The sequence below is a fragment of the Streptomyces sp. NPDC006261 genome (assembly GCF_040613515.1).
Classification (GTDB): Bacteria; Actinomycetota; Actinomycetes; order Streptomycetales; family Streptomycetaceae; genus Streptomyces.
In genome coordinates, this window is sequence record NZ_JBEXSI010000019.1 from 15,603 (window position 1) to 36,326 (window position 20,724).

A 20,724-nucleotide genomic window follows, 5' to 3' on the forward strand; every position below is an offset into this window, starting at 1 on the left:
CTCACCGCGCGGCTGCCAGAACCCCTGGCGCTGCGCGACATCGAGCGCACACCTTACCGACACGGCTGCCGGCCCGACTTCCTCGGCGGGCCCCGCACCCGTGACCGTGCTGGCACCGGTTCATCCGCCTCGCGCAGCCCGCAGCTAGGATCCGGGCCATGGCTCTGACGAGGACCCACGCGGACCGGTTCGAGGCCTCCATGCCCCGTCTGGAGGCCATCGCCTACCGCCTGCTCGGCTCGGCGAGCGATGCCGAGGACGCCGTGCAGGACACGTTCCTGCGGTGGCAGGCCGCCGACATCGACCGCATCGAGGTCCCCGAGGCCTGGCTGACGAAGGTCCTCACCAACCTCTGCCTCAACCAGCTCACCTCGGCCCGTGTCCGGCGCGAGTCGTACGTCGGCCAGTGGCTGCCCGAGCCGCTGCTCGCCGGAGACCCGATGCTCGGCCCCGCCGAGACCGCCGAGCAGCGCGAGTCGCTCACGTACGCCGTCCTCGCCCTCATGGAGCGCCTCTCGCCCAACGAGCGGGTGGTGTACGTGCTGCGGGAGGCGTTCGACTACCCGCACCGGAAGATCGCGGAGATCCTCGACATCACCGAGGCCTCCTGCCAGCAGATCTTCCACCGTGCCAGGCAGCACGTCGCGCGGGGCAAGGCCCGTACGGAGATCGACGAGGCCTCCGCCCGGCGGATCGTCGAGGAGTTCCTCGCCGCCGCGACCAGCGGGCAGACCGAGCCGCTCGTACGGCTCCTCACCTCGGACGCCATCGCGATCGGCGACGGCGGCGGGAAAGTACCGACGCGCACCAAGCCGTTCGAGGGTGCGCTCGCGGTCGCGAGGTTCATGCGGGGCCTGTTCAAGCCCAGCAAGGCCAAGCGCCAGCTCGTCGGCGGTACGGCCGAGATCCACGCCACGACCGCCAACGGCGCCCCCGCCGTCGTCGTGGTCGTCGACGGCAGGGTCGCCGGCGTCATGTGCCTGGAGGTCACCGACGACGGCATCGCCGCCTTCCGTAGCCAGGCCAACCCCGCCAAGCTCGAACGCGCGACCCGGCGGTGGGCCGCCACCGACCACGGGGAGCCCCTGTTCCGCGCCTTCTGATCACTACCCGACCAGCCGTGTGACCCAGGCCACAGGCTCCACCTGTCAGGAAACGGCGGGCTGCCCGGTTCAAGGGGCGAACCCGCGCGAGACAGGAGTCAGGTCATGCAGCACCGCATCATCGTCATCGGAGCCGGATACGCCGGAGCGATCGCCGCCGGTCGCCTCGCCAGGCGGCTGCGCCGCGAGGACGTCGCCATCACCCTCGTCAACGCCGAGCCCGACTTCGTCGAGCGGGTCAGGATGCACCAGCTCGCGGTCGGCCAGGAGCTCAGGGCCCGCCCGCTCGGTGAGATGTTCGCCGGTACGGGCGTCCAGCTGCGGCTCGCGAGGGTCACCGCCGTCGACGTCGACCGCAGGGCCGTCGCCGTCACCGACGACAACGGCGCCGAGGAGCTCGCGTACGACACCCTCGTGTACGCCCTCGGCAGCGCCTGGACCACCCACGGCGTCACCGGCGCCGCCGAACACGCCCACGACATCGCCGGCCGCCCCGGAGCACTCCGGCTGCGCGAGCGCCTGGCCGGCCTGGGTGCCGGGCAGCCCGTGGTCGTCGTCGGCGGCGGCCTCACCGGCCTGGAGGCCGCGACCGAGATCGCCGAGGCCCGCCCCGACCTCGACGTCGCCCTCGCCGCCCGCGGCGCGCTCGGCGACTGGCTCTCCCCCAAGGGCCGCCGCCACCTGCGCAAGGTCTGCGACAAGCTCGGCGTCACCGTGCACGAACACACGGCCGTCACCGTCGTCGGGGCCGACCACGTCACCACCGCCGACGCCGAGATCCCGGCCGCGGTCACCGTGTGGACGACCGGCTTCGCGGTCCACCCGATCGCGCGGGCGACCGCGCTGGAGGTCGACGCCATGGGCCGGATCGCGGTCGACGGCACCATGCGCTCGGTGTCGCACCCGGACGTGTACGCCATCGGCGACGCGGCCCTGGTGATGGGACCCGACGACAAGGCGCTGCGCATGTCGTGCGCCTCCGGCATCCCCACCGCGTGGCAGGCCGCCGACTCCATCGCGTCCCGCCTCACCGGCACCGAGCCCACGACCACACCGCTGCGCTACTTCAACCAGTGCATCTCGCTGGGCCGCAGGGAGGGCCTGATCCAGTACGTCACCGCCGACGACCGCGCCCGCACGGCCGCCCTGACCGGACGGACCGCCGCCCTCTACAAGGAGCTGGTCTGCAAGGGCGCCGCCTGGGGCGTCGCCAACCCGACCCTCGGCCTGCCCACCCGCCGGCGCGGCGTCGTACGGGAGGAGGCACGGGAGGCGGCGGAGGCGGCGGCCGCTACAGCCGCTTGAAATTCCGGCCCAGGGCTCCCTGGCGGCCCTGAAGGAAACGACAACGGCATACGCCAGAGGCCCCCAGGATTTCTCCTGGGGGCCTCTGGCCTGCTGTGCACTCGGCAGGATTCGAACCTGCAACCTTCTGATCCGTAGCTCTAGCCGGATCGGTCAGCGGTGGTCATACCAGCCGCTACGAGGCCGTGGGGAGGTGGTGGCGGACGGGCGCGGTTGCCGTGGTTGCGGTACGCCGCTGCTGTACATCAGCTCCAGCCTAAGAAGGACCCTTCGGATCACGTCACCATCGTCAGCGCTCGGTCTCCCCTGTCAAGCCCCGGCTGCGCGCGGCTCCGTCGGGCGCGCTCCCGGCTCCGCTGCGCGCGCCGCTCCTGCCTTCAGCCCGCTTCGCCCGCACTGCGCCGACGCGCGTCCACGAACGGGAAGAGGCGAATCCGTCGTGTACTGAGCACACCGAGGTCGTGGTGGAGGAAGCGCAACCGAGGTTACCGGAAGGCAAGTCATGTTTCCTGACTATTCGCTCACGTCGACGGCAAATCAGACGCTACGCTCACTGGCAGCAAACACCGCGATGATGATCAGCGCTCGCGCTGGCTAGGGGGATGACGTGCACACGCTCACTGGAAAGCGAGTGACCAAGTTTGCGCGAGACTTTGGCTTCGAGGGCGGCGAGGCGAAGCAATTCGAGTTGTACGTCGCAGCCAACTATCTCTTCCCCTACGTGCGGGACGATGTCGAGCAGATTGAGCGCACTGTTCTCGGCGGTGGGACTGACGAGGGCATCGACATCGCTGTCGTCGTAGTCAACGGGCAGATCGTCTTCGAACCCTCAGAAATTGACGATCTTATCTCAGACCAGGCGTCTAATTCAGCGAGGGTACTCTTCATCCAGGCTAAGACAAGCGAATCCTACGACTCTAAGCTCATCGCAAAGTTCCTCCACGGCGTCGAAGCCGTGACGAAGTACGCGATTAAGGCGAAGAGCGTCAAGCTTCCTCCGGCCTTGGTCGACCTGGCTTCTTTGATCGATCGGATCGCAGAGAGCGGCGACAAGTTTCAAGACACGCGAATCCCGTGCGAACTCTTCTACGTCACCACCAGCGGAAATGACGGGAAGAGCGCACAGCAGGAGCTTCAGGTCACAGAAGCGATCGAACGTATTCAATCTCTCGGCATTTATTCAGAATCTTTGCACCTCAACACTCATGGTCACGATGCACTAGCCGCAAAGCTGAAAGAGCGTCACGGGCCACAGAACATTCGGTTCAACTTTGAGAAGCGGCAGACCATTCCTGCAACTGAGCGTGTAAGTGAGGCTTACATCGGGCTCATGTCCGGCACGGAGCTGATGAAGCTGCTCACGGATGAAACTGGCTCCGTACGACCAGGGATCTTCGACGACAACGTGCGTCTCGATCTCGGTAGCCACAACCCAGTGAATACCCGGATCACGAGAACCCTTCGGAGCGACGACCGGGAGCATTTTCCCTTCCTCAACAACGGACTCACGATTATTGCGACATCTCTCCGAGGGTCGGGTGACAGATTCTTCATCTCTGGGTATCAGATCGTAAATGGCGGCCAGACGAGTCACCAGCTCGTTAGATGGGCGGCAAGTGAAGCGGTTAAAACCACGCCGACCCTACTCTCTGACCTTTGGATCCCAGTGAAGATCGTCAGTTCAGACGACGCTGGGGTGCGAACGAGCGTGGCGATCGCTACTAACCTGCAAACTCCCATCGGCTCAACTGACATTCAGGCGAGTTCCCAGATGGCGAAAGATGTGGAAGAGTATTTCGACCAGTCGGGCGTAAACGGCCTGCGTTATCTGCGGCAAAACCAGCATGCGTCCCTTGATTTCCCTCGGACTCGCGTTGTCACGACTCCCGAACTCAACCGAGCGGTCGCTGCTACACTGTTCGGCGATTCTTTCCGAGCGATCGGCGCCCCGAAGGAGCTAGAGGCTGAGGGCTCGTTCGTTTGGGGTGAATACTCTGTTGAGGCTTACTACTACGCGGCCTGGATCTTGTATCGGGTAGACAGATTCTTCGCCCGAACACCCGACTCGACCACTCTCAAAGCCGCGAAGTACCATATAGCAATGATGGTGTCCGCTCTGATCACGCCGGAACTTGTTCCTATCTTCGAAACCCCTGAGACAGACACAGCAAGACGGCTACTGAGGGGTGCTAAGAAGCTGAAGTTTAAGATTTCGGACTCGGAGAAGATTGAAGTAGCGATCACTGCTGCATTCGAGCTTGCCGCCGACGAGTTTCAGTTTGTCTTGGACGAGGGCAGGAGTTTGCGCAAGGATGATGTGCGCAACCGTCGCAACCAGGAGGCTCTGCTACAAAAGGCCAAGGAGTCGAGTGCCGGGGTCTGATGCTCTGCGCGACACGGTGAGTATCGCGATGCACAACCACGACCAACCGTGGACGCCAGCGGACCATAAGCGCGGGCGCAGCAGTCCAGGGACAGCGCGCTTCTCAAGTTGCTATGGGGCGAAGAGGTCCCCGTGGCCATACACGGGTCGGGCGAGGTGTACGAGGGCTTGCGCAGGCCATAGGCGCAATTCAGCGTGGTTTCGTTAGGCACGTGGCACGGTCTCGAAAACCGTCGTGGCAGCGATGTCACCGTGGGTTCAAATCCCACACCCACCGCAGATGAACGGCCCCTGACCAGGGAAGTCTGGTCAGGGGCGTTTCTGGTCGTCGTGACCGCTCTTCACCGCGCTTCCCCCTGGCTTCCCGCCCGGTAGGGCACGGAGGGGGCACGAGGGGGAAGCGAGCAATGTCGGACGTTACGGACTGGCTTTCGGGCTTGGGTGGCGCAGTGGGGGCCATTGGCGGGCCCGCGGGACTGTGGGCTGCATGGAGTGTGCACAGCCAGAACCGAAGACGCCGGTTTGGTCCGCCGCCAGAGCTTCTGGGGCTGATAGGCAAGCTGATTGACACCGCGAAGAGCGTGCCACATACCTACAGGGACTCGGCATGGTTTGCGCGCACTGGCGCTGATATGACCGTGGCGCGAATAGACGAGCTCAGCCACCTGGTCTCCGATGGGAGGCTGCTCCCTGAACTGCGACTGTTGATCACCGTGAGTCAATCGATGATTGAATCTGTGACTCAGGAGTGGCACTCCCCTGAACAGCGGGCTGGCACCGTTGCTCGACAGGTCCGCTATGCGGAGAAGACGCAAGAGGCGGCGAAGGTGGCGCTTAAGACGCTGAGACGCAAGCTTTAAGCGACGCTTTCGGACGAAGCCCGCCTTGCCTCATCCCACCACTCACCCCGGCTCCCATCCCGTCCGCCTTCGACCCACACACCGTGGAGCGGTCGTGGTTCAGGGCGTCAAGGTGGAGCGCGCCACTGTACGAACGACCTTGACGCCCTGGGCCGCGACTGCTCGGCTCTGCCTGGGTCGAAGGTGGTCGGGATGGGAGCCCCACGACGCTCGCCCCGCTCCGGCCGGCACTCGCGAACGGCGCCCCTCCCATCCCGGAGTCTGAGCGCCCCCGCCGGAGGCATCCTCTTGAAGCCGCGGGCTTGGTTCTCGACTCATGCCCTCGGGCCTACACAGCGGGCGCGCGTCGGCGGCGGCAGCGCCGAGCGGGCCGAAGGCAGGAGCGCGGGCGCAGCCAGAGCCGGGAAGCGCGCCCGGCGGAGCGGAGCGCAGCCGGGTGCCTTGATGAGGTAGAGAAACCTGTAACAGCTCGCGGGCCACGGAGAGGGGGCGGTCTTGTGGCGTAGGTCCGCTCCTGGTCCGATGGTGGTTACGGGGCAAGTGGCTGCCGGGGGCGGGCATGGCTGAGTTGCGAGTATCTAGTTGGAAGCGCCATGGGCTGGACCGGCTCTACGTGAACACACCAGATGGAACAGCCGTGGCATGGTTCGATCGACGAACTGGGCATATCGAGATCAAGGACGAGGCGTTACGCCTGCCAATCCTGAACGCCCTTACCCCCTACATGGCCCGTGCGACGACCACGCCCGTTGCAGTCGCATCGACGCCGCTCCCCCCTCCACCCGAATACGACCTGGCCTTGAGACGACCCGGTGACGCACTGCGGGAGAAGATCAAGGAAGTTTCGCCGAGCCTGGTAGAGCGCTACCTCTCATGGATTCTGCGCCGCCCGACTGAGGCCGATCCCTGGAGAGCCGGACTTCGAGGTGAACGCGTCGTCAGTCGAGAGCTGGCGCGGCTGTCCCGCCACAACTGGCGTGCACTGCACTCCGTACCACTGTCTCCGACCTGGGATATTGATCACCTGCTGGTGGGGCCCGGTGGTGTCTTCTCGATCAACACAAAGAACCATCGCAACAAGTCGGTCTGGGTTGGCGACCACGCAGTCCGCATCAACCACGGGAAAGGGCGCCCGTACCTCCGGAGCAGTCGGCGCGAGGCTGAGATCGTGAGGGAGGTACTCGAACGAGGATGTGGCTTCCCTGTCGCAGTCACCCCATTACTCGTCTTCGTTCGTCCGGCCGACCTGACCGTGGTGCCCTCCTTGCGCGACGTAAGAGCCCTCAACGAACGAGCCCTGGCCAGCCTGGCACCCCTGGCCGGAGCCCTGCTGCCTGAGCAGGTGGAAGCCGTATACGCCGTGGCGCGTGACCAACGTTCCTGGTCTGGTGCTCTCTGACGGCTCTCAGCGGCTGGCGAGCTTCCTGCCATCGTGCGCTCGGACGTGGGGCGCATCGTTCAGCAGTGCATCGGTGACGCGGACTGCATAGACCTCAGCCATACGGCTGGTCACCTCGTCCGGGGTCAGCCACTCGACCGCAGTGGACTCCTCCGAAAGCTGCTCCTGTCCGCCCTCAGCGTGGCACCGGAAGACAAGAGCGACGATGCCCCGGGCCGTGTTCTTGTAGACGCCGGTCAGCCTGTCGACCTGGACCTTGATCCCGGTCTCCTCGTATACCTCGCGGCGCACCCCGTCCTCCGGGGCCTCGGACAGTTCGAGCACGCCCCCCGGCGGTTCCCACGTTCCGTTGTCGGCTCGCCTGATCGTGAGGACTCGCCCGTCCTCGCGGACCACCACCCCGGCTACGGACACGGAGTGGAGCGGCGTTGACGGGGTCTCGGGGCGACTGTTACTCATGTACATGAGAATAGGAGACTGAGAAGGACTATGGCGAGTAGTGAAGTGGCCTCTTCGGCCAAGGCGAAGTATCTCCAGATCGCAGACGACCTAGCGGCGCAAATCCGGTCGGGGGCTCTGGCTGCTGGGGCCGCTGTGCCAAGCGAGACGGAACTCATGGGCCGCTACGGCGTGGCCTCGGGGACCGTACGCAAGGCAGTCGCTGAACTGCGTACGACTCAGCTGATCGAAACGCATCACGGGCGGGGCTCGTTCGTCCGGTCTCGCCCTCCGGTGCAGCGCAAGTCTTCGGATCGCTTCCGCCGGTCTCACCGGAAGGCAGGCAAGGCGGCCTACATCGCGGAGACCGAGCAATCTGGCGGCAAGCCGTCCGTGAACGTCCTCTTCATCGGCCCGGTTGAAGCACCGCAGGAGATCGCGGAACGGCTGGACATCCCGGCCGGCACTCAGGTACTCGCACGCAAGCGCCGGTATTTCCGGGACGGTGTCCCGACCGAGGAAGCCACCTCGTATCTCCCCTGGGACGTGGTGAAGGACATCCCGGAGATGTTCGCCGAGAACCCCGGCGGCGGAGGGATCTACGCCCGGCTTGAAGATCGTGGGCACACCCTCTCGGAGTTCACCGAGACGGTGCGGGCGCGACTCGCATCCAAGCCGGAGGCGTCCGCCCTCGCTCTGAGCCCAGGGTCTCCCGTCATCCATCTCGTACGAAGTGCGGAAACGAAGTCTGGCCGCGTTGTCGAGGTGTGCGACACGATCATGGCCGCTGACCAGTTCGTATTGGACTACCGCTTTCCCGCAGGAGACTGACGGGGCACCAACACCGCAGCCCGCCACAAGATTCTTTCTCGTGGCGGGTTGACTCATGTACAGGACTCCTGCACTCTTCTACCTATCACTCATGTACATGAGTGACGGAGATCCTCTCTTCTACAGGAGAAGCCATGCCGTCCTTCAAGATCGATGTTTCGACCGCTGTCGTGTTCGTGGCGACGCCTCCGACGCCGAAGCTCGTGAGCAAGCAGACCGGTGAGATCGCGATCGACCGGGAGACCGGTGCCCCGCTCGCGACGGTGGGTCTGCTGGTCGCGGACGAGGGTGAGGGCAACCTGTACCAGGTGACCGTCCCGAACACGGGCGTCCCGGAGAATCTGGCCCCCGGCACCCCGGTCACGGTGGTCGGCCTCAAGGCCCGGGACTGGGAGAACACGTTCAACGGCCAGACCCGGCACGGGATCAGCTTCCGCGCGGTCGCTGTGACCCCGCTGGGGGCCTGATCATGTCGGACCTGTCCACGGTGATCGAGGTTGCGGGGGCCTTATCGGCTGCCGGTGGCCTCGGTTACGCGAAGGCCCGGTCCCCGCGGGTGTTCTGGTCGCTGGTGGGTGCTCCGGTCGCCCGGGTCCGGTTCTCGGTGACGTATCGGGCGACGATGGATGTGTGCGGGCTGACGGTCCAGCCGTCCCGTCTGCGGGCGTTCATGGTTCGCAACGTGGCCCGTCAGGAAGTTCAGCCGGTTCCCCCGCAGGTCCGCCGGGTCCGCTACTCCACCACGGGCATGCGGGCGACGCTTCGCCTCCCGGCCGGTCTGGAGCCTGCCGACGTGTCCGCCGCCTCCGAACGGCTCCGCCACGCCTGGGGCGTCCACTCCGTCCACGTGGTCGAGGTGAAGCCGGGGTTCGTGGAACTGCGGATGACCGGCTACGACGTGCTGCGCCGCGTGAAGATGCCCCGCCGCCTGCCCCGCAACGTCACCGCCGGTCCGCTGGTCGTGCCGGTGGCGTTGAGGGAGGACGGTTCGGCGTTCGTCCGGGACTACCAGAAGGTCCCGCACGCCCTGACGGTGGGCGCAAACCAGTCGGGGAAGTCGATGTATCAGCGCAACCTCATCTCCGGACTCGCGAAGCTCCCAGTCGGTCTGGTCGGGATCGACTGCAAGCGGGGTGTCGAACAGCGCGGGTACGCACCCCGCCTCTCCGCCCTCGCCATCACCCCGGACGAGGCTGACGGGCTACTGGAAGCCCTCGTTCGGGAGATGGAAGAGCGCTTCGACCTCCTCAGCTCTCACGGTGTCTCGGACATCTGGGGCCTGCCTGCCGCGCTGCGCCCGGTGCCCCTGGTCGTCCTGGTGGACGAGGTCGCGGAACTGTTCCTCGTCGCTGCGAAGAAGGACGAGGAGCGTCGGGACCGGATGGTGATGCGGATGATCCGGCTCGCGCAGATGGCCCGTGCGGTCGGGATCTTCCTGGAGGTGTGCGGGCAGCGTTTCGGCTCCGACCTCGGCAAGGGCGCAACCGCCCTACGTGCCCAGCTCACGGGCCGTGTGGTGCACCGGGTCAACGACAAGCAGACCGCCGAAATGGCCCTCGGCGACATCGCCCCCGAAGCGGTCTTCGCCGCCACCACCATCCCCCCGGACCGCCCCGGTGTCGCCGTGGCTGGGGACTCTTCCGGCGGCTGGTCCCGCATCCGCACCCCCGCCATGAGCCCGGCCGAAGCGGTCGCGGTCTGCCGGGAGTACGCGCACCTCACCCCGCACCTTGCCGCTCTGGAACCGTTCCGGCCGGCCGTTTCCGCCGCCCCGGCTCCGGGCTTCCCGCTCCTCAAGCCCCGCCCGGCCACCGGCTAACCCCCTTACCTGCAAGTGCAGTTGGCGTGACTGTCTCGCGCCAGGTCCCTACCCCGCCCATGCCCGGAACCGGAAGGAACCACCGCCATGGCCACCAAACGGACCACCACCAAGACCCCGAAGAACCCCGCCCCCGCCCCGGTCGAACCGGCGCCGTGCCAGCCGTGCGGCGGAACCGGAAACGTCGCGATCACGGTGCGGGTCGGACGCAAACGCCGCCCGGTCGGCCAGCAGGACGGCCTCTGCCTCAACTGCCTCGGAGAGGGCACCGACCCCGACGCCTGACCCCTTCGCCCCGGTGCCGGGCGGTGAACCCCGTGTCCCGCCCGGCCCCGGCTCCGCCCCTTCGAAAGGAGGTGAACTCGTGTCCCGCATCCGAATCGACGCCGTACTCGTCCAGGCCGTGATCGCCGGTGCCTTGTCCTTCGCCCACCTTCACGACCTGGCCGCAGCTGCCGGACAAGACGGCTGGAAAGCCTGGGCCTACCCCGTCAGCGTCGACCTGCTCCTCGTCGCCGCCTGGCGCCGCATGCGCACCACCGCAGACAACCGCGCCGCCTGGGCCTGGTTCATCATCGCCCTCGCCGCCTCGCTCGGCGCGAACGTCGCCACCGCCGGACTCCTCGACCTGGGCAACGTCCCGGCCTGGCTGCGCATCCTCGTCGCCGGATGGCCCGCCCTCGCCTTCCTCGGCGGAACTCTCCTCGTCCACAGCCCCACCGCCACACCCACCGAGACTCAGCCCGTCGCCGCGGCACCGCTGCCCGCCCCTTCCGCGCCCGAACCGGCCTCCGACGTCACGGTGGAGCGCGCTCCCGAACCGGCCCCCGAACTTCCTCCCGCGCCTGCTCCTGAGGAAGCCGTGGCGCCTGCTCCGGCTCCGGTGTCCACTCCGGTTGCGGCCGTTCCTCCGGCCCTTCTGGATCACGCCCGGAAGCTGGCCGACTCCCACCACGCCACCACCGGCAGTCGGATCGACTCGGCCACTCTGCGCGCTCGCCTCGGCGTCCCCGCGCCCCTCGCCGACGCCATCACCGCCCAACTCGCTTAAACCACAGGGAGGTTCACGTCATGCCGCGTCCGAACCGCTTCACGAACATGGTCCGCTTCGGCCCCGTTCAGGTCGGCACCTACTACGACGGCAGGGGCCGCACCAAGCACGTCGCCGCCTGCACCGCACCCCGCTGCGACTTCTCCGCCGACTACCACGGCCGTCCCGCCGCCGAACTCGCCGCCCGCACCCACCGCTGCAACCCCTAACAGGAGGCCCAACCGTGTTCACCCCGAAGATCCCGCCCCCGGACACCGCCCCCACCCCGGCAACGTCCCTCGTCCAGCCGCTCACCGGCATCACCCACACCCCGGCCTGCACCTGCCACCACACCCCGACCGCCCCGGCCCCGGCTGCGCCGCCCGCCCGGTCGGCCGTTCAGTTCACCCCCGGCTCGCTGATCGTTGCCGCCGCTGGCGGTACCGCCATGGTCCTGGTCATCGGCACGGTCCTGGTCTCGATGCTCCTCGCGACCGCGATCACCGCCGCGTCCGTCGCGATCTGCGCCGTGGTCCTGCGCTCGCTGCTCAACCGCCCGAACAACCGCTGACAGCCCCCGGGGCGGCTTCCACCGCCAAGTTTCCGCCGCCCCGGGCGCCCATTCCACTTCCAGATCCAACGGACCCGAAAGGGAGATCCCATCATGCCCCAGCACACCCCGCCCCGGCCGATCTGCGGCCACTGCGACGGCTTCCCCACCGTCACCATCACCACCGGCCAGACCACCCCTGACGGGCAGCGCCAGACCATCACCGCGAACTGCCCCGCCTGCCACGGCACCGGCCACACCACCCCCGCCGCCCGCGCCCGCACCCGGATGGGGGCCTGAGCGCCATGGCCGACCTGACCCCCACCCCGGACCGCCCCGGCCTCCACGTCAGCAAGCCCACTCCGAACACCCCGGCCACCGGCTCGGCGGTCTGCCACTGCGGAGCCTCGGCCACCGCCACGGGCGACAGCCAGGTCAAGGCCCTGGTCGACGGCTACACCGCCAACCACGGTTCCGCGCACAACCGGGCGGGGCGCTGACGATGACCACCGCTGCGACCGCGGCGGGCCTGGACCCGGCCACCCTGGGCGATCTGCTCCGGGTGGCCGGGTCTCCCGGCTTCGACCGCCTCACCGAACAACTCCGCCGCACCGGCGGCTGTTCCCAGCCCATCCACCTCACCGGAGCCACCAAGACCATCGACCGCACCACCGGCACCCTGCTGCACCACTACTCCACGGACACCGAGCCCGGGGGCCGGTTACGGATCGCCTGCGGCAACCGCCGCGCCACCCGCTGCCCCGCCTGCGCCTGGACCTACGCCGGAGACACCTACCACCTCATCCGCGCCGGACTCACCGGCGATCCGGAAAAGGGCACCCCGACGACGATCCGGGATCACCCCCGGGTCTTCGCGACGCTGACGGCCCCGTCGTTCGGCCCGGTCCACAACCGGCCCGGCAACCGCACCTGCCGCTGCGGTACCCGGCACCCGGAGGACGCCCCGGAGCTGGGCACACCGCTCGATCCGGAGACGTACGACTACGCGGGGGCGGTGCTGTGGAACAACCACGCCTCCGACCTCTGGCGCTACTTCACGATCTACCTCCGCCGCGAGATCGCGAAGCGAGCGGGACTCACCCAGAAAGCCGCCCGCGAACAGTCCAAGGTGTCCTTCGGGAAGGTCGCGGAGTACCAGAAGCGCGGAGCCGTCCACTTCCACGCGGTCATCCGCTTCGACGGACCCGACGGCCCGGACACCCCGCCCCCGGCCTGGGCCACCCTCGACCTGCTGGACGACGCGATCCGCGCCGCCGCCGCCCGCGTCGAAGTCGTCGTGCCGGCCAATCCGGAAGCCGGGATCAGGGACGGCTGGGCTCTGCGGTGGGGCACGCAGCTCGACGTGCAGCCCATCGGGGCGTTCGGCAATGGCGAGGACCTCACCGAACAGGCCGTCGCCTCGTACGTCGCGAAGTACGCCACCAAAGCCGCCGAGACGACCGGGACCGTCGACCACCGGGTCGGGAACAAGGAAGCCCTCGTTCTCCTCGACGTCCCCGAGCACCCCCGGCGGCTGATCGAAGCGTGCCTCGACCTGCACCACGCCTACCCCGAGCGCAAGCTACGCGACTGGGCCCACATGCTCGGCTTCCGCGGCCACTTCTCCACCAAATCCCGTGCCTACTCCACCACGCTCGGCGCGCTGCGACAGGTCCGCGCCGACTACCGCGCCGCCGAACAACGCGCCGCCCTCGGTCTCCCCGACCCCGACGACCACCCGGAGGCCACCACGCTCACGCTCGCGCACTGGGCCTACGCCGGGAACGGCCACACCCCCGGCGAATCCTGGCTCGCCGCCAACATTCACCGCGACATCCAGCACAACCGCGAAACCGCCCGCGAACACCGCGCCGAACTCGAAGCCCTGGAAGGGGAGGAGCGCTGATGCCCACCACCGTGATCCAGCCCAAGTGGCACACCACCGCTGAGGTGGCCGAGATGCTGAGCTTCGGTCTCTCCAAGACGAAGATGCTCGTGCTCACCGGGGAGATCCGCTCCGTGAAGATCGGCCGCAATCGGCGCATCCTCCCGGCGTGGGTTGACGAGTACGTCCAGCGCGTCACCTCCGATGCCGAAGGGCAGGCGGCATGACCGGGAAGCGCGGCAACGGGGAAGGTTCCATCTACCCGTACAAGAACGGCTTCGCGGCGTACGTCTGGGTTACCAAGCCGGACGGGAAGCGGGCCCGGAAGTACGCCTACGGCAAGACTCGCGACGAGGTGCACGACAAGTGGCTGAACCTCCATGCTGAGGCGAAGAAGGGACCGGTGGCCACCCGGCACCGCACCCTCGCGGTCTTCCTCGCCTACTGGCTCGACTCGATCGTGAAGCCCAACCTGGCCCCGCTGACGTACGTCTCGTACGAGGGGTACGTGCGGCTCTACATCGCCCCGCAGCTCGGTGCGAAGCGGCTCGACAAGCTGACCGTGCGGGACGTGCGCGAGTGGCTCACCAAGCTCGCAACGCTCTGCCAGTGCTGCGCCCAGGGAAAGGATGCCAAGCGGGACCCCGGTCGGCGGAAGTGCTGCGCGGTCGGGGACTGCTGCGAGTCCTACCCGTCCCGCCGGGTGGTCCAGGGCTCCCGGGATGCCCTGCGGGCCGCGCTGAGCCACGCGGTCACGGAGGAGGAGATCAGCAAGAACGTGGCCTCGCTCGTCAAGGTGCCCAAGCCTCGCCGCCGCCGGATCAAGCCGTGGTCCGCTACCGAGGCCAGTCTCTTCCTCGCTGACGCTGCGGCCCGGGATGACCACCTCTTCGCGGCCTGGGTCCTCGTGCTGACGCTCGGACTGCGCCGCGGGGAGGTCCTGGGGCTCACCTGGAAGTCGATCGACTTCGAGACCGGCGAGCTGTACGTGGACCACCAGATCCAGCGGGCCGGGCGCGAGATCCTTCACCGCGAGACCAAGACGGAGGACTCCGACGACTTCCTGCCTCTGCCGGCCGTTTGCCTCAAGGCCCTGCGGATGCGCCGTGCCCAGCAACTCGGGGATCGGAAAGCCGCCGGGGAGCTATGGCAGGGCTCGCACGACCTCGTCTTCACGACGAAGTACGGCACCCCGATCGAACCGGGGAACCTCACCCGGATGTTCGCTCTGCGGTCCCGTCGCGCGGGCCTCCGAGTCATCCCGCTCCGGAACACCCGGCACACCACCGGCTCGCTCCTGGTCGTCCTCAAGGTCCACCCGAAAGTCGCCCAGCGCATCCTGCGGCACTCACAGATCGCCATGACGATGGACGTCTACGCGGACGCGGCCGACGAAGAGGTGCGCGAGGCGATCGGCAAGCTGTCCGACGCGATGGGCGGTACCGGCTGACACGGTTGCTGTACTTCGCTGCTGTACGGGCAACGCGAGAGGCCCCCGGGATTTCTCCTGGGGGCCTCTCACCTGCTGTGCACTCGGCAGGATTCGAACCTGCAACCTTCTGATCCGTAGTCAGATGCTCTATCCGTTAAGCTACGAGTGCTTGGCGTTCCGGGCTTTTCTGCCTGGTCGGCGTTGCGGGAACAACATTACATGACCTGCGCCGTGACGCGAAATCCATTGCCCGCACCACCTCTGACCTGCGGAAATGCTCTTCTGGGGCCAATCTCAGCAGCCCTCCTGACCACGGCCGCGCACGCGGCCCGGTGCCGGGAACGGCCGAAGCCCCGTGCCAGGGGCACGGGGCTTCGGGGTGGAGCGGAGGCGGAGGGATTTGAACCCTCGATGGGCTTTAAGACCCAAACCGCATTAGCAGTGCGGCGCCATAGACCGGACTAGGCGACGCCTCCTCCACACACCTCGCGCGGACGCGAGTGGTGCGTGCAGATGATGACACAGTCGAACGTCGTGTCACCAATCGCCGCTCACGTTACTAGCCATGCGGGGGCCAGGGCAAAGCACTTCGGCGTGGTGGCGCAACGTCCGGGCGGCAGACGCGTTAGAGAGGTGTGGAGGCTTCGGCCTCCGCCGGTCGGGAGCGGCCGGGCACGGCCACGAGCGGCCGGCCCGCCGCCCACCACCTCACCGTCCGTCGTCCGTCATCCGTCGCATCCGCGGTCGTCCGTGATGCGGAGATACAGGAGCCCGCATGTTGCGCCGTCTCGCTCTCACCGCCGTCGTATCGCTCGCCGCACTGTCCACCACCGCACCCGCCGCGACCGCCACCGGTCCGGTGCCTTCCGCCGTGCCCACCGCCGGGCCCCTCTCCGCCGCACACCCCGCCCTCGGGCCGCTGCCCGTGCCGCTCCCCCCGCTCCCCTCGTTCCTGGGCGGCGGCAGCGGTGTGGGCCAGGAGAAGCCCGCGGCGCGGACCCGGCTCACCGTGACCGTGGAGCGCTCCGGGGTCGCCGGGGCCGACGGGACGTTCGAGCTGACCTGCGGACCCACCGGAGGCACCCATCCCGAGCGGCAGGGCGCCTGTGACCGGCTCGCGGAGGTCGGGGCGACGCGGACGGGGCCGGACCTGTTCCGGGCGGCGCCCGAAGGCACCATGTGCACCATGATCTACGGCGGCGACGCCTCCGCCCGCATCGTCGGGACCTGGGAGGGCCGTCCCGTGGACACCACCGTGACCCGGGGCGACGGCTGCGAGATCGCCCGCTGGAACAACCTGGTTCCGGTGCTCCCCGACCTCCGATAGGGCCCTCGCCGATCTTCGGCAAGGCCCTCGCCGTCTCGCGTCCGCGCACGTCACGGGGTGCGCGGACGCTCACGTCATAGGCCGGCGGCGTACACGCCGTGCACAGAACCTTGGTGAGAGCTCCCCCTCATCCGCCGCCCCCGGGCCCTCCCCTGGCCTTAGACTCCTCCAGTGACAGTCTGCGGCCCGAGGGGCAAGATGGGGCCCGCTGTCGGCAAGGTGCGGTAATCAGGGAGGAAGCGTCGTCGTGAGCAGCAGGCCATCCCGAGGCACTGCTCGCCTCGCAGCCATACTCGATGCCCTTCCTGACGGGCTTCTGCTCGTCAATTGCAACGGCACGGTCGTCAACGCCAACGCCATCGCCCTCGAAATGTTCGAGACCCCGGGCACCGCGCTCGTCGGTCGCGGACTGCTGGATCTGCTGCCGGAGTTCGACTCCACGCTGATCCCGGGATCGATGCGCCGGCCCGAGGCTGCGGACGAGCAGGGCAGGACCAAGCCGACGCGCATGATCGCGCGCCGCACCGACCGGCACGAGTATCCGGTCGAGGTCACCAGCGCCAGTCTGGACAGCGGCCAGGCCGCCTACAACGACATCCACTCCAGCTACACCGGTGACGAGCTGCTCATGCTCGTCGTACGGGACCTCTCCGGCACCGTCGACACCGAGGCCGAGCTGGCCCGTTCGCAGCGCCAGACCGAGATGATCCTGCGCGCCGCCTCCGAGGGTGTCGTGGGCACCGACACGGACGGGCGCGTCGTCCTCGTCAACCCCGCCGCCGCACAGATCCTGGGCTTCCGGGCCAGCGACCTCGGTGGCCAGGAGCTGCACCCGCTGATCCTGCACTCGCGGGCGGAGGGCGAGCCGTTCCCGTACGAGGAGTCGCCGCTCGCCGACACCCTCAAGTCCGGGCGCAAGCACCGCGTACGCGGCCAGGTGCTCTGGTCCAAGAGCGGCGCCCAGGTGCCCGTGGACCTGACGACCGCGCCGGTGCGCGACGGGGACCAGCTCGTCGGCGCCGTGATGACCTTCACCGACCGCAGGCCGTACGAAGAGCTCTCCGCCCAGCACAGGAACGTCGTCGCCGAGCTGACCACGAGCCACTCCGACGAGGTCACCGCCCTCAAGGAAGCGCACGCGGCCGAGCTGGAGGCGCTCAAGGAGGCCCACGCCGCCGAGCTGGCCGACCGGACCGAGCGGTACGCCGCCGAGGCCGAGAAGCAGGCCGAGCTCCTCGCCTCTCTGAGCGCCCAGCACTCCCAGCTCACGGCCGTCCTCGGCGGTTCGCTGCGCGGGCCCCTGGAGGAGCTGCGCGGTGAGCTGTCCATGCTCGCCGCCGATCCGGCCGGGCAGCTGTGGCCCGAGGCCAACCAGATCCTGCACCACCTCGCCGCCGGGTACGCCCGGATGACCACCCTCGTCGACAGCGTGCTGAGCTACCAGCGCCTCGACGCCGGCGTGGAGGGGCTGCACAAGGTTCCCGCGATGGTCGACGGGATCGTGACGGGCGGGATCGACGGGGCGGTCGAGCTGATCGGGCCCGGGCGCGCCCAGTTCGCCGTGCACGCCCCGCCGATCGAGGCCGAGGTCGACGCACCCCGGCTCGCGACCGCCCTCGCCCACCTCGTCGCGGACGTCTGCGGAGTCGACTCGACCGGCAAGACCCGGGCCGTCCCCGGCGGCGGATACGTCGACTCGACCGTCGTCGTGGCCGCCGCCCAGCGCGGTGACGTGGTCCGGATCGAGGTGCGCGGCCCGTTCGCCGGGGGAGACCCGGTGCACGAGCCGATCGTGCGCGGCATCGTCCAGGCGCACGGCGGTGTGCTCCAGACGCACGAGATGCCGGGGATGAGCGGCAGTGCGTACGTTCTCGACATCCCGATCGGCGCCGGCTCGGGCGCCATCGAGCCACCTGAAGTGCCGGTGGAGACATCCCTGGCTCCGCCCGCCCCCTCCGAGGGTGTCGGGGCTCCGGGCGTCACCAGCGGCGGGCGGCGGCGGGCGCGCCGGTCGTCGACCGACGCGTTCCTGGACAGCCCCGCCGGTGCGTCCGAGGCCGGGGTCGCGGTCGCGGAGATCCCGGAGGACGGGCAGCTCGCCGAGCCGACCGGGCGCCGCCGTGCGCGCCGTGGGCCGGCGGCGGACGAGGAACAGGCGGTTCCCGAGCTGATCCCTGCCCAGCAGGGTGAGGGGTCGGGTCGCAGGCGCGGAAGGCCCAGCCCGGCGGAGAGTGGTCCGCCGCAGATCGGACCGCCCCAGACCGCTCAGCAGCAGACTCAGCAGCCGCAGCGGCAGGCCCTCGCGCTGACCTCCGCCGCGCCCGCCGCGCCGTCCGAGGGCTCAGTCGTCACCGCGGCCGAGGGTGCCCAGGGTGCCGGACGTCCCCAGCGCGGGCAGACCGTGCCGCCGCAGGGTGTACCGGCGGACCCGCAGCAGCCCGTACCGCCCGCCGGACGGCGGGCACGGCGCGAGGGCGAGCACCGCCCGGCGCTCCCCGCCCTCGCGGCCGGCAACGGCGGTACGGGCCCGGAGCAGGGCCCGGGCAGCCAGAACGGCCCGAACCAGCAAGCCCAGCTCCAGGCCCAGCAGCCCGGGGGCCGTCGGGCCCGCCGAGCGCTGGCCGCCGCCCAGGAGCGCACCGCCGCCGAGGCCGGTCCGCGTACCGCCTTCGCCCTGCCGCCCGCCGACGCGGACCGGACTCCGGCCGCACCGCACGCACCGGCCACCGCTCCCGCGGCCGTCCAGGCACCGGGCACCGCCCCCGTACCCCCGCCCGGTGACGAGAGCCACCACGGGCGCACCGCCCCGGAGGCCGGCCACACGCCCCCGCAGGCCCACCCCGTGGCGCCGCACGCCGACTGGTCGGGTGCCCCGGGCCCGGACGCGCCCCTCCACGGCGACGCGGCACCGGACGACCAGTCCTGGGGCGGCGTACCGCAAGCCCCGGGCTCCCCGCGCCCCGCACCGGACGACCGGTCCTGGGGCGGCAACGGGCAGACCGCCCACACCACCGGCACCGCGGCCGTCCCGGCGGCGCACCCGGCGGACTCCGGCGCGGGCGTTCGGGTGCCGGACGCGCGGCGGCAGCCGCTGCCCGCCGAGGAGCCGATGGCGGGTGTCAACCCGGACTCCACCCAGGGACGCGCGTTCAGCGTGCGGACGCTGGGCCAGGGGGTGCCGTTCGCGCAGCACCTCACCCAGCAGCAGAACCAGCCCGCCCAGCCCGCTCCGCCGAACCAGCAGCAGAGCCTCGGCGGAGCCGGCCGTCGCCGCAAGCTCACCGCCCCGCCGGAGGGCGAGCGCCCCTCGGCCCAGCCGTCTGCCGCAGGCCAGGACCCGGCCGTCGACGCCACACAGGGACAGCAGCCCCAAGTACCCCATCAGCCCCTCACTCCTCAGCCTCGGTCCCCGGAGGCTCAAGGGCCCACCGACGCCACCAACCCCGGCTCCGGCCAGTTGCTGCCGCCTCCGGTGGCCGAGGGGCGCGCGTACGCCATAGGGGCGCCCGACGAGGGCGCCGAGGGTCCCGAGCCACTCGACGGGCCCGGCGGCGCGGTCGAGGTCGCCAACCGTCCGCAGCCCCGCCCGCTCGACGACGAGCTGCCCCCCGAGCCGCTGGACAACCCGCGTCGGCTGCTCGTCTGGCCCGCCCCCGACGTGCCGACCCAGCAGGCACTCAGCGACCGGGGCTACCGTCCGGTGATTGTCAACTCCCGTGAGGAGGTCGACGCCCAGATCGCCGCGTTCCCCGCCGCGCTCTTCGTCGACCCGCTGACCGGGCCCATCACCCGTACGGCGTTGCAGTCGCTGCGCCAGGCGGCCGTCGCCGCCGAGGTTCCGGTGCTGGTCACGGCCGGCCTGGGGCAGGCCACCCGGGAGGCCGCGTACGGGGCGGACCCTGCCGTCCTCCTCAAGGCACTGGCCCCCCGCGACAGCGAGCAGCACCCGCCCCGCGTTCTTCTGATCGAGGAGCACGAGGAGATCGCGGCGGCGCTGGCGCAGACCCTGGAGCGGCGCGGGATGCAGGTCGCCCGGGCGGCGACCGACAGCGAGGCCGTCGACCTGGCGGGCCGGATGCGGCCCAACCTGGTGGTCATGGACCTGATGCAGGTACGCCGTCGGCGCGCCGGAATCATCGACTGGCTGCGCGCGAACGGGCAGCTCAACCGCACCCCGCTGGTGGTCTACACGTCGGCCGGGATGGACTCCTCGGAGCTGCCGCGGCTCGCTTCCGGGGAAACCGTTCTCTTCCTGGCGGAGCGGTCGACCAGCGACGAGGTGCAGTCCCGGATCGTCGACCTGCTGGCGAAGATAGGCACCAACTGACCGCGCACAAAGGGCGGGGGCGGTACGGATTTCCC

At 69.3% G+C, this 20,724-nt stretch carries 20 protein-coding genes and 3 tRNA genes; 19 read left to right on the forward strand and 4 right to left on the reverse strand.

Annotation, left to right across the window (positions count from 1 at the left end; all coding sequences use genetic code 11):
* The first annotated feature begins 158 nt into the window (after window positions 1–158).
* The 5 genes from ABZ154_RS14525 (at window position 159) to ABZ154_RS14545 (ending at window position 7,050) form a co-directional block, all read left to right on the forward strand.
* Window positions 159–1,103, forward strand: coding sequence for an RNA polymerase sigma-70 factor (locus ABZ154_RS14525; protein ID WP_356832423.1), 945 nt, complete (start codon window positions 159–161; stop codon window positions 1,101–1,103).
* Between the two features lie 105 nt (window positions 1,104–1,208).
* Complete coding sequence (locus tag ABZ154_RS14530; RefSeq protein WP_356832425.1) at window positions 1,209–2,408, forward strand: FAD-dependent oxidoreductase; 1,200 nt, start codon at window positions 1,209–1,211, stop codon at window positions 2,406–2,408.
* 631 nt (window positions 2,409–3,039) lie between these two features.
* The gene (locus ABZ154_RS14535; protein WP_356832427.1) at window positions 3,040–4,791 is read left to right on the forward strand and encodes an AIPR family protein; all 1,752 of its coding nucleotides are present in this window, start codon (window positions 3,040–3,042) and stop codon (window positions 4,789–4,791) included.
* 193 nt (window positions 4,792–4,984) lie between these two features.
* Window positions 4,985–5,070, forward strand: a tRNA-OTHER gene (locus ABZ154_RS14540).
* Window positions 5,071–6,288: 1,218 nt separating this feature from the next.
* A complete protein-coding gene (locus ABZ154_RS14545) occupies window positions 6,289–7,050 on the forward strand; it encodes a nuclease-related domain-containing protein (protein WP_234431512.1) in 762 nt (253 codons plus the stop codon).
* Between the two features lie 6 nt (window positions 7,051–7,056).
* Here ABZ154_RS14545 and ABZ154_RS14550 read toward each other — a convergent pair whose 3' ends face one another.
* Window positions 7,057–7,521: an NUDIX hydrolase gene (locus ABZ154_RS14550; protein WP_078496328.1), complete on the reverse strand. Its 465-nt coding sequence runs from the start codon at window positions 7,519–7,521 to the stop codon at window positions 7,057–7,059.
* 18 nt (window positions 7,522–7,539) lie between these two features.
* On the opposite strand from ABZ154_RS14550, the gene ABZ154_RS14555 reads away from it, so the two are divergent.
* Both ABZ154_RS14555 and ABZ154_RS14560 read left to right on the forward strand, forming a co-directional pair.
* Window positions 7,540–8,319 carry a GntR family transcriptional regulator gene (locus tag ABZ154_RS14555; protein ID WP_030718174.1) on the forward strand — a complete coding sequence of 260 codons (780 nt, stop codon included), beginning with the start codon at window positions 7,540–7,542 and terminating at the stop codon, window positions 8,317–8,319.
* A 134-nt stretch (window positions 8,320–8,453) separates the two neighbouring features.
* On the forward strand, window positions 8,454–8,786 hold the full coding sequence (locus ABZ154_RS14560) for a hypothetical protein (RefSeq protein WP_007452857.1): 333 nt from the start codon (window positions 8,454–8,456) through the stop codon (window positions 8,784–8,786).
* Window positions 8,787–8,850: 64 nt separating this feature from the next.
* On the opposite strand, the gene ABZ154_RS14565 is transcribed toward ABZ154_RS14560, so the two are convergent.
* A complete protein-coding gene (locus ABZ154_RS14565) occupies window positions 8,851–8,991 on the reverse strand; it encodes a hypothetical protein (RefSeq protein ID WP_356832430.1) in 141 nt (46 codons plus the stop codon).
* A 10-nt stretch (window positions 8,992–9,001) separates the two neighbouring features.
* Between ABZ154_RS14565 and ABZ154_RS14570 the strand changes: the two genes are divergently transcribed.
* The 10 genes from ABZ154_RS14570 (at window position 9,002) to ABZ154_RS14615 (ending at window position 15,053) form a co-directional block, all read left to right on the forward strand.
* Window positions 9,002–10,138, forward strand: a complete 1,137-nt coding sequence (locus ABZ154_RS14570) for an FtsK/SpoIIIE domain-containing protein (RefSeq protein WP_356832432.1) — start codon at window positions 9,002–9,004, stop codon at window positions 10,136–10,138.
* Window positions 10,139–10,225: 87 nt separating this feature from the next.
* Window positions 10,226–10,423: a hypothetical protein gene (locus ABZ154_RS14575; protein ID WP_356832434.1), complete on the forward strand. Its 198-nt coding sequence runs from the start codon at window positions 10,226–10,228 to the stop codon at window positions 10,421–10,423.
* A gap of 79 nt (window positions 10,424–10,502) precedes the next feature.
* Window positions 10,503–11,189 (forward strand): DUF2637 domain-containing protein, encoded by a 687-nt coding sequence (locus tag ABZ154_RS14580; RefSeq protein ID WP_356832436.1) that lies wholly within the window; start codon window positions 10,503–10,505, stop codon window positions 11,187–11,189.
* A 20-nt stretch (window positions 11,190–11,209) separates the two neighbouring features.
* Window positions 11,210–11,398, forward strand: coding sequence for a mobile element transfer protein (locus tag ABZ154_RS14585; protein ID WP_030718186.1), 189 nt, complete (start codon window positions 11,210–11,212; stop codon window positions 11,396–11,398).
* Between the two features lie 14 nt (window positions 11,399–11,412).
* On the forward strand, window positions 11,413–11,739 hold the full coding sequence (locus ABZ154_RS14590) for a SpdD protein (protein WP_356832441.1): 327 nt from the start codon (window positions 11,413–11,415) through the stop codon (window positions 11,737–11,739).
* Between the two features lie 93 nt (window positions 11,740–11,832).
* Window positions 11,833–12,018, forward strand: coding sequence for a hypothetical protein (locus tag ABZ154_RS14595; RefSeq protein WP_356832443.1), 186 nt, complete (start codon window positions 11,833–11,835; stop codon window positions 12,016–12,018).
* A gap of 5 nt (window positions 12,019–12,023) precedes the next feature.
* Window positions 12,024–12,218 carry a hypothetical protein gene (locus ABZ154_RS14600; protein ID WP_356832445.1) on the forward strand — a complete coding sequence of 65 codons (195 nt, stop codon included), beginning with the start codon at window positions 12,024–12,026 and terminating at the stop codon, window positions 12,216–12,218.
* A gap of 2 nt (window positions 12,219–12,220) precedes the next feature.
* Entirely contained in the window at window positions 12,221–13,624 is a 1,404-nt protein-coding gene (gene repSA / locus ABZ154_RS14605; RefSeq protein ID WP_356832447.1) for a replication initiator protein RepSA, read from the forward strand.
* Window positions 13,624–13,830: a helix-turn-helix domain-containing protein gene (locus tag ABZ154_RS14610; protein WP_030562864.1), complete on the forward strand. Its 207-nt coding sequence runs from the start codon at window positions 13,624–13,626 to the stop codon at window positions 13,828–13,830. The genes repSA and ABZ154_RS14610 overlap by 1 nt, the downstream gene beginning before the upstream one ends.
* On the forward strand, window positions 13,827–15,053 hold the full coding sequence (locus tag ABZ154_RS14615; protein WP_356832450.1) for a site-specific integrase: 1,227 nt from the start codon (window positions 13,827–13,829) through the stop codon (window positions 15,051–15,053). Before ABZ154_RS14610 ends, ABZ154_RS14615 begins: the two co-directional genes overlap by 4 nt.
* Before the next feature lie 78 nt (window positions 15,054–15,131).
* On the opposite strand, the gene ABZ154_RS14620 is transcribed toward ABZ154_RS14615, so the two are convergent.
* Together ABZ154_RS14620 and ABZ154_RS14625 are read right to left on the reverse strand one after the other, a co-directional pair.
* A tRNA-Arg gene (locus ABZ154_RS14620) sits at window positions 15,132–15,204 on the reverse strand.
* A 216-nt stretch (window positions 15,205–15,420) separates the two neighbouring features.
* Window positions 15,421–15,511: transfer RNA gene (locus ABZ154_RS14625), tRNA-Ser, on the reverse strand.
* A 299-nt stretch (window positions 15,512–15,810) separates the two neighbouring features.
* Here ABZ154_RS14625 and ABZ154_RS14630 point away from each other — a divergent pair.
* Both ABZ154_RS14630 and ABZ154_RS14635 read left to right on the forward strand, forming a co-directional pair.
* A complete protein-coding gene (locus tag ABZ154_RS14630; RefSeq protein WP_356832452.1) occupies window positions 15,811–16,362 on the forward strand; it encodes an SSI family serine proteinase inhibitor in 552 nt (183 codons plus the stop codon).
* A 247-nt stretch (window positions 16,363–16,609) separates the two neighbouring features.
* Entirely contained in the window at window positions 16,610–20,689 is a 4,080-nt protein-coding gene (locus tag ABZ154_RS14635) for a PAS domain-containing protein (protein WP_356832454.1), read from the forward strand.
* Window positions 20,690–20,724: the final 35 nt, after the last annotated feature.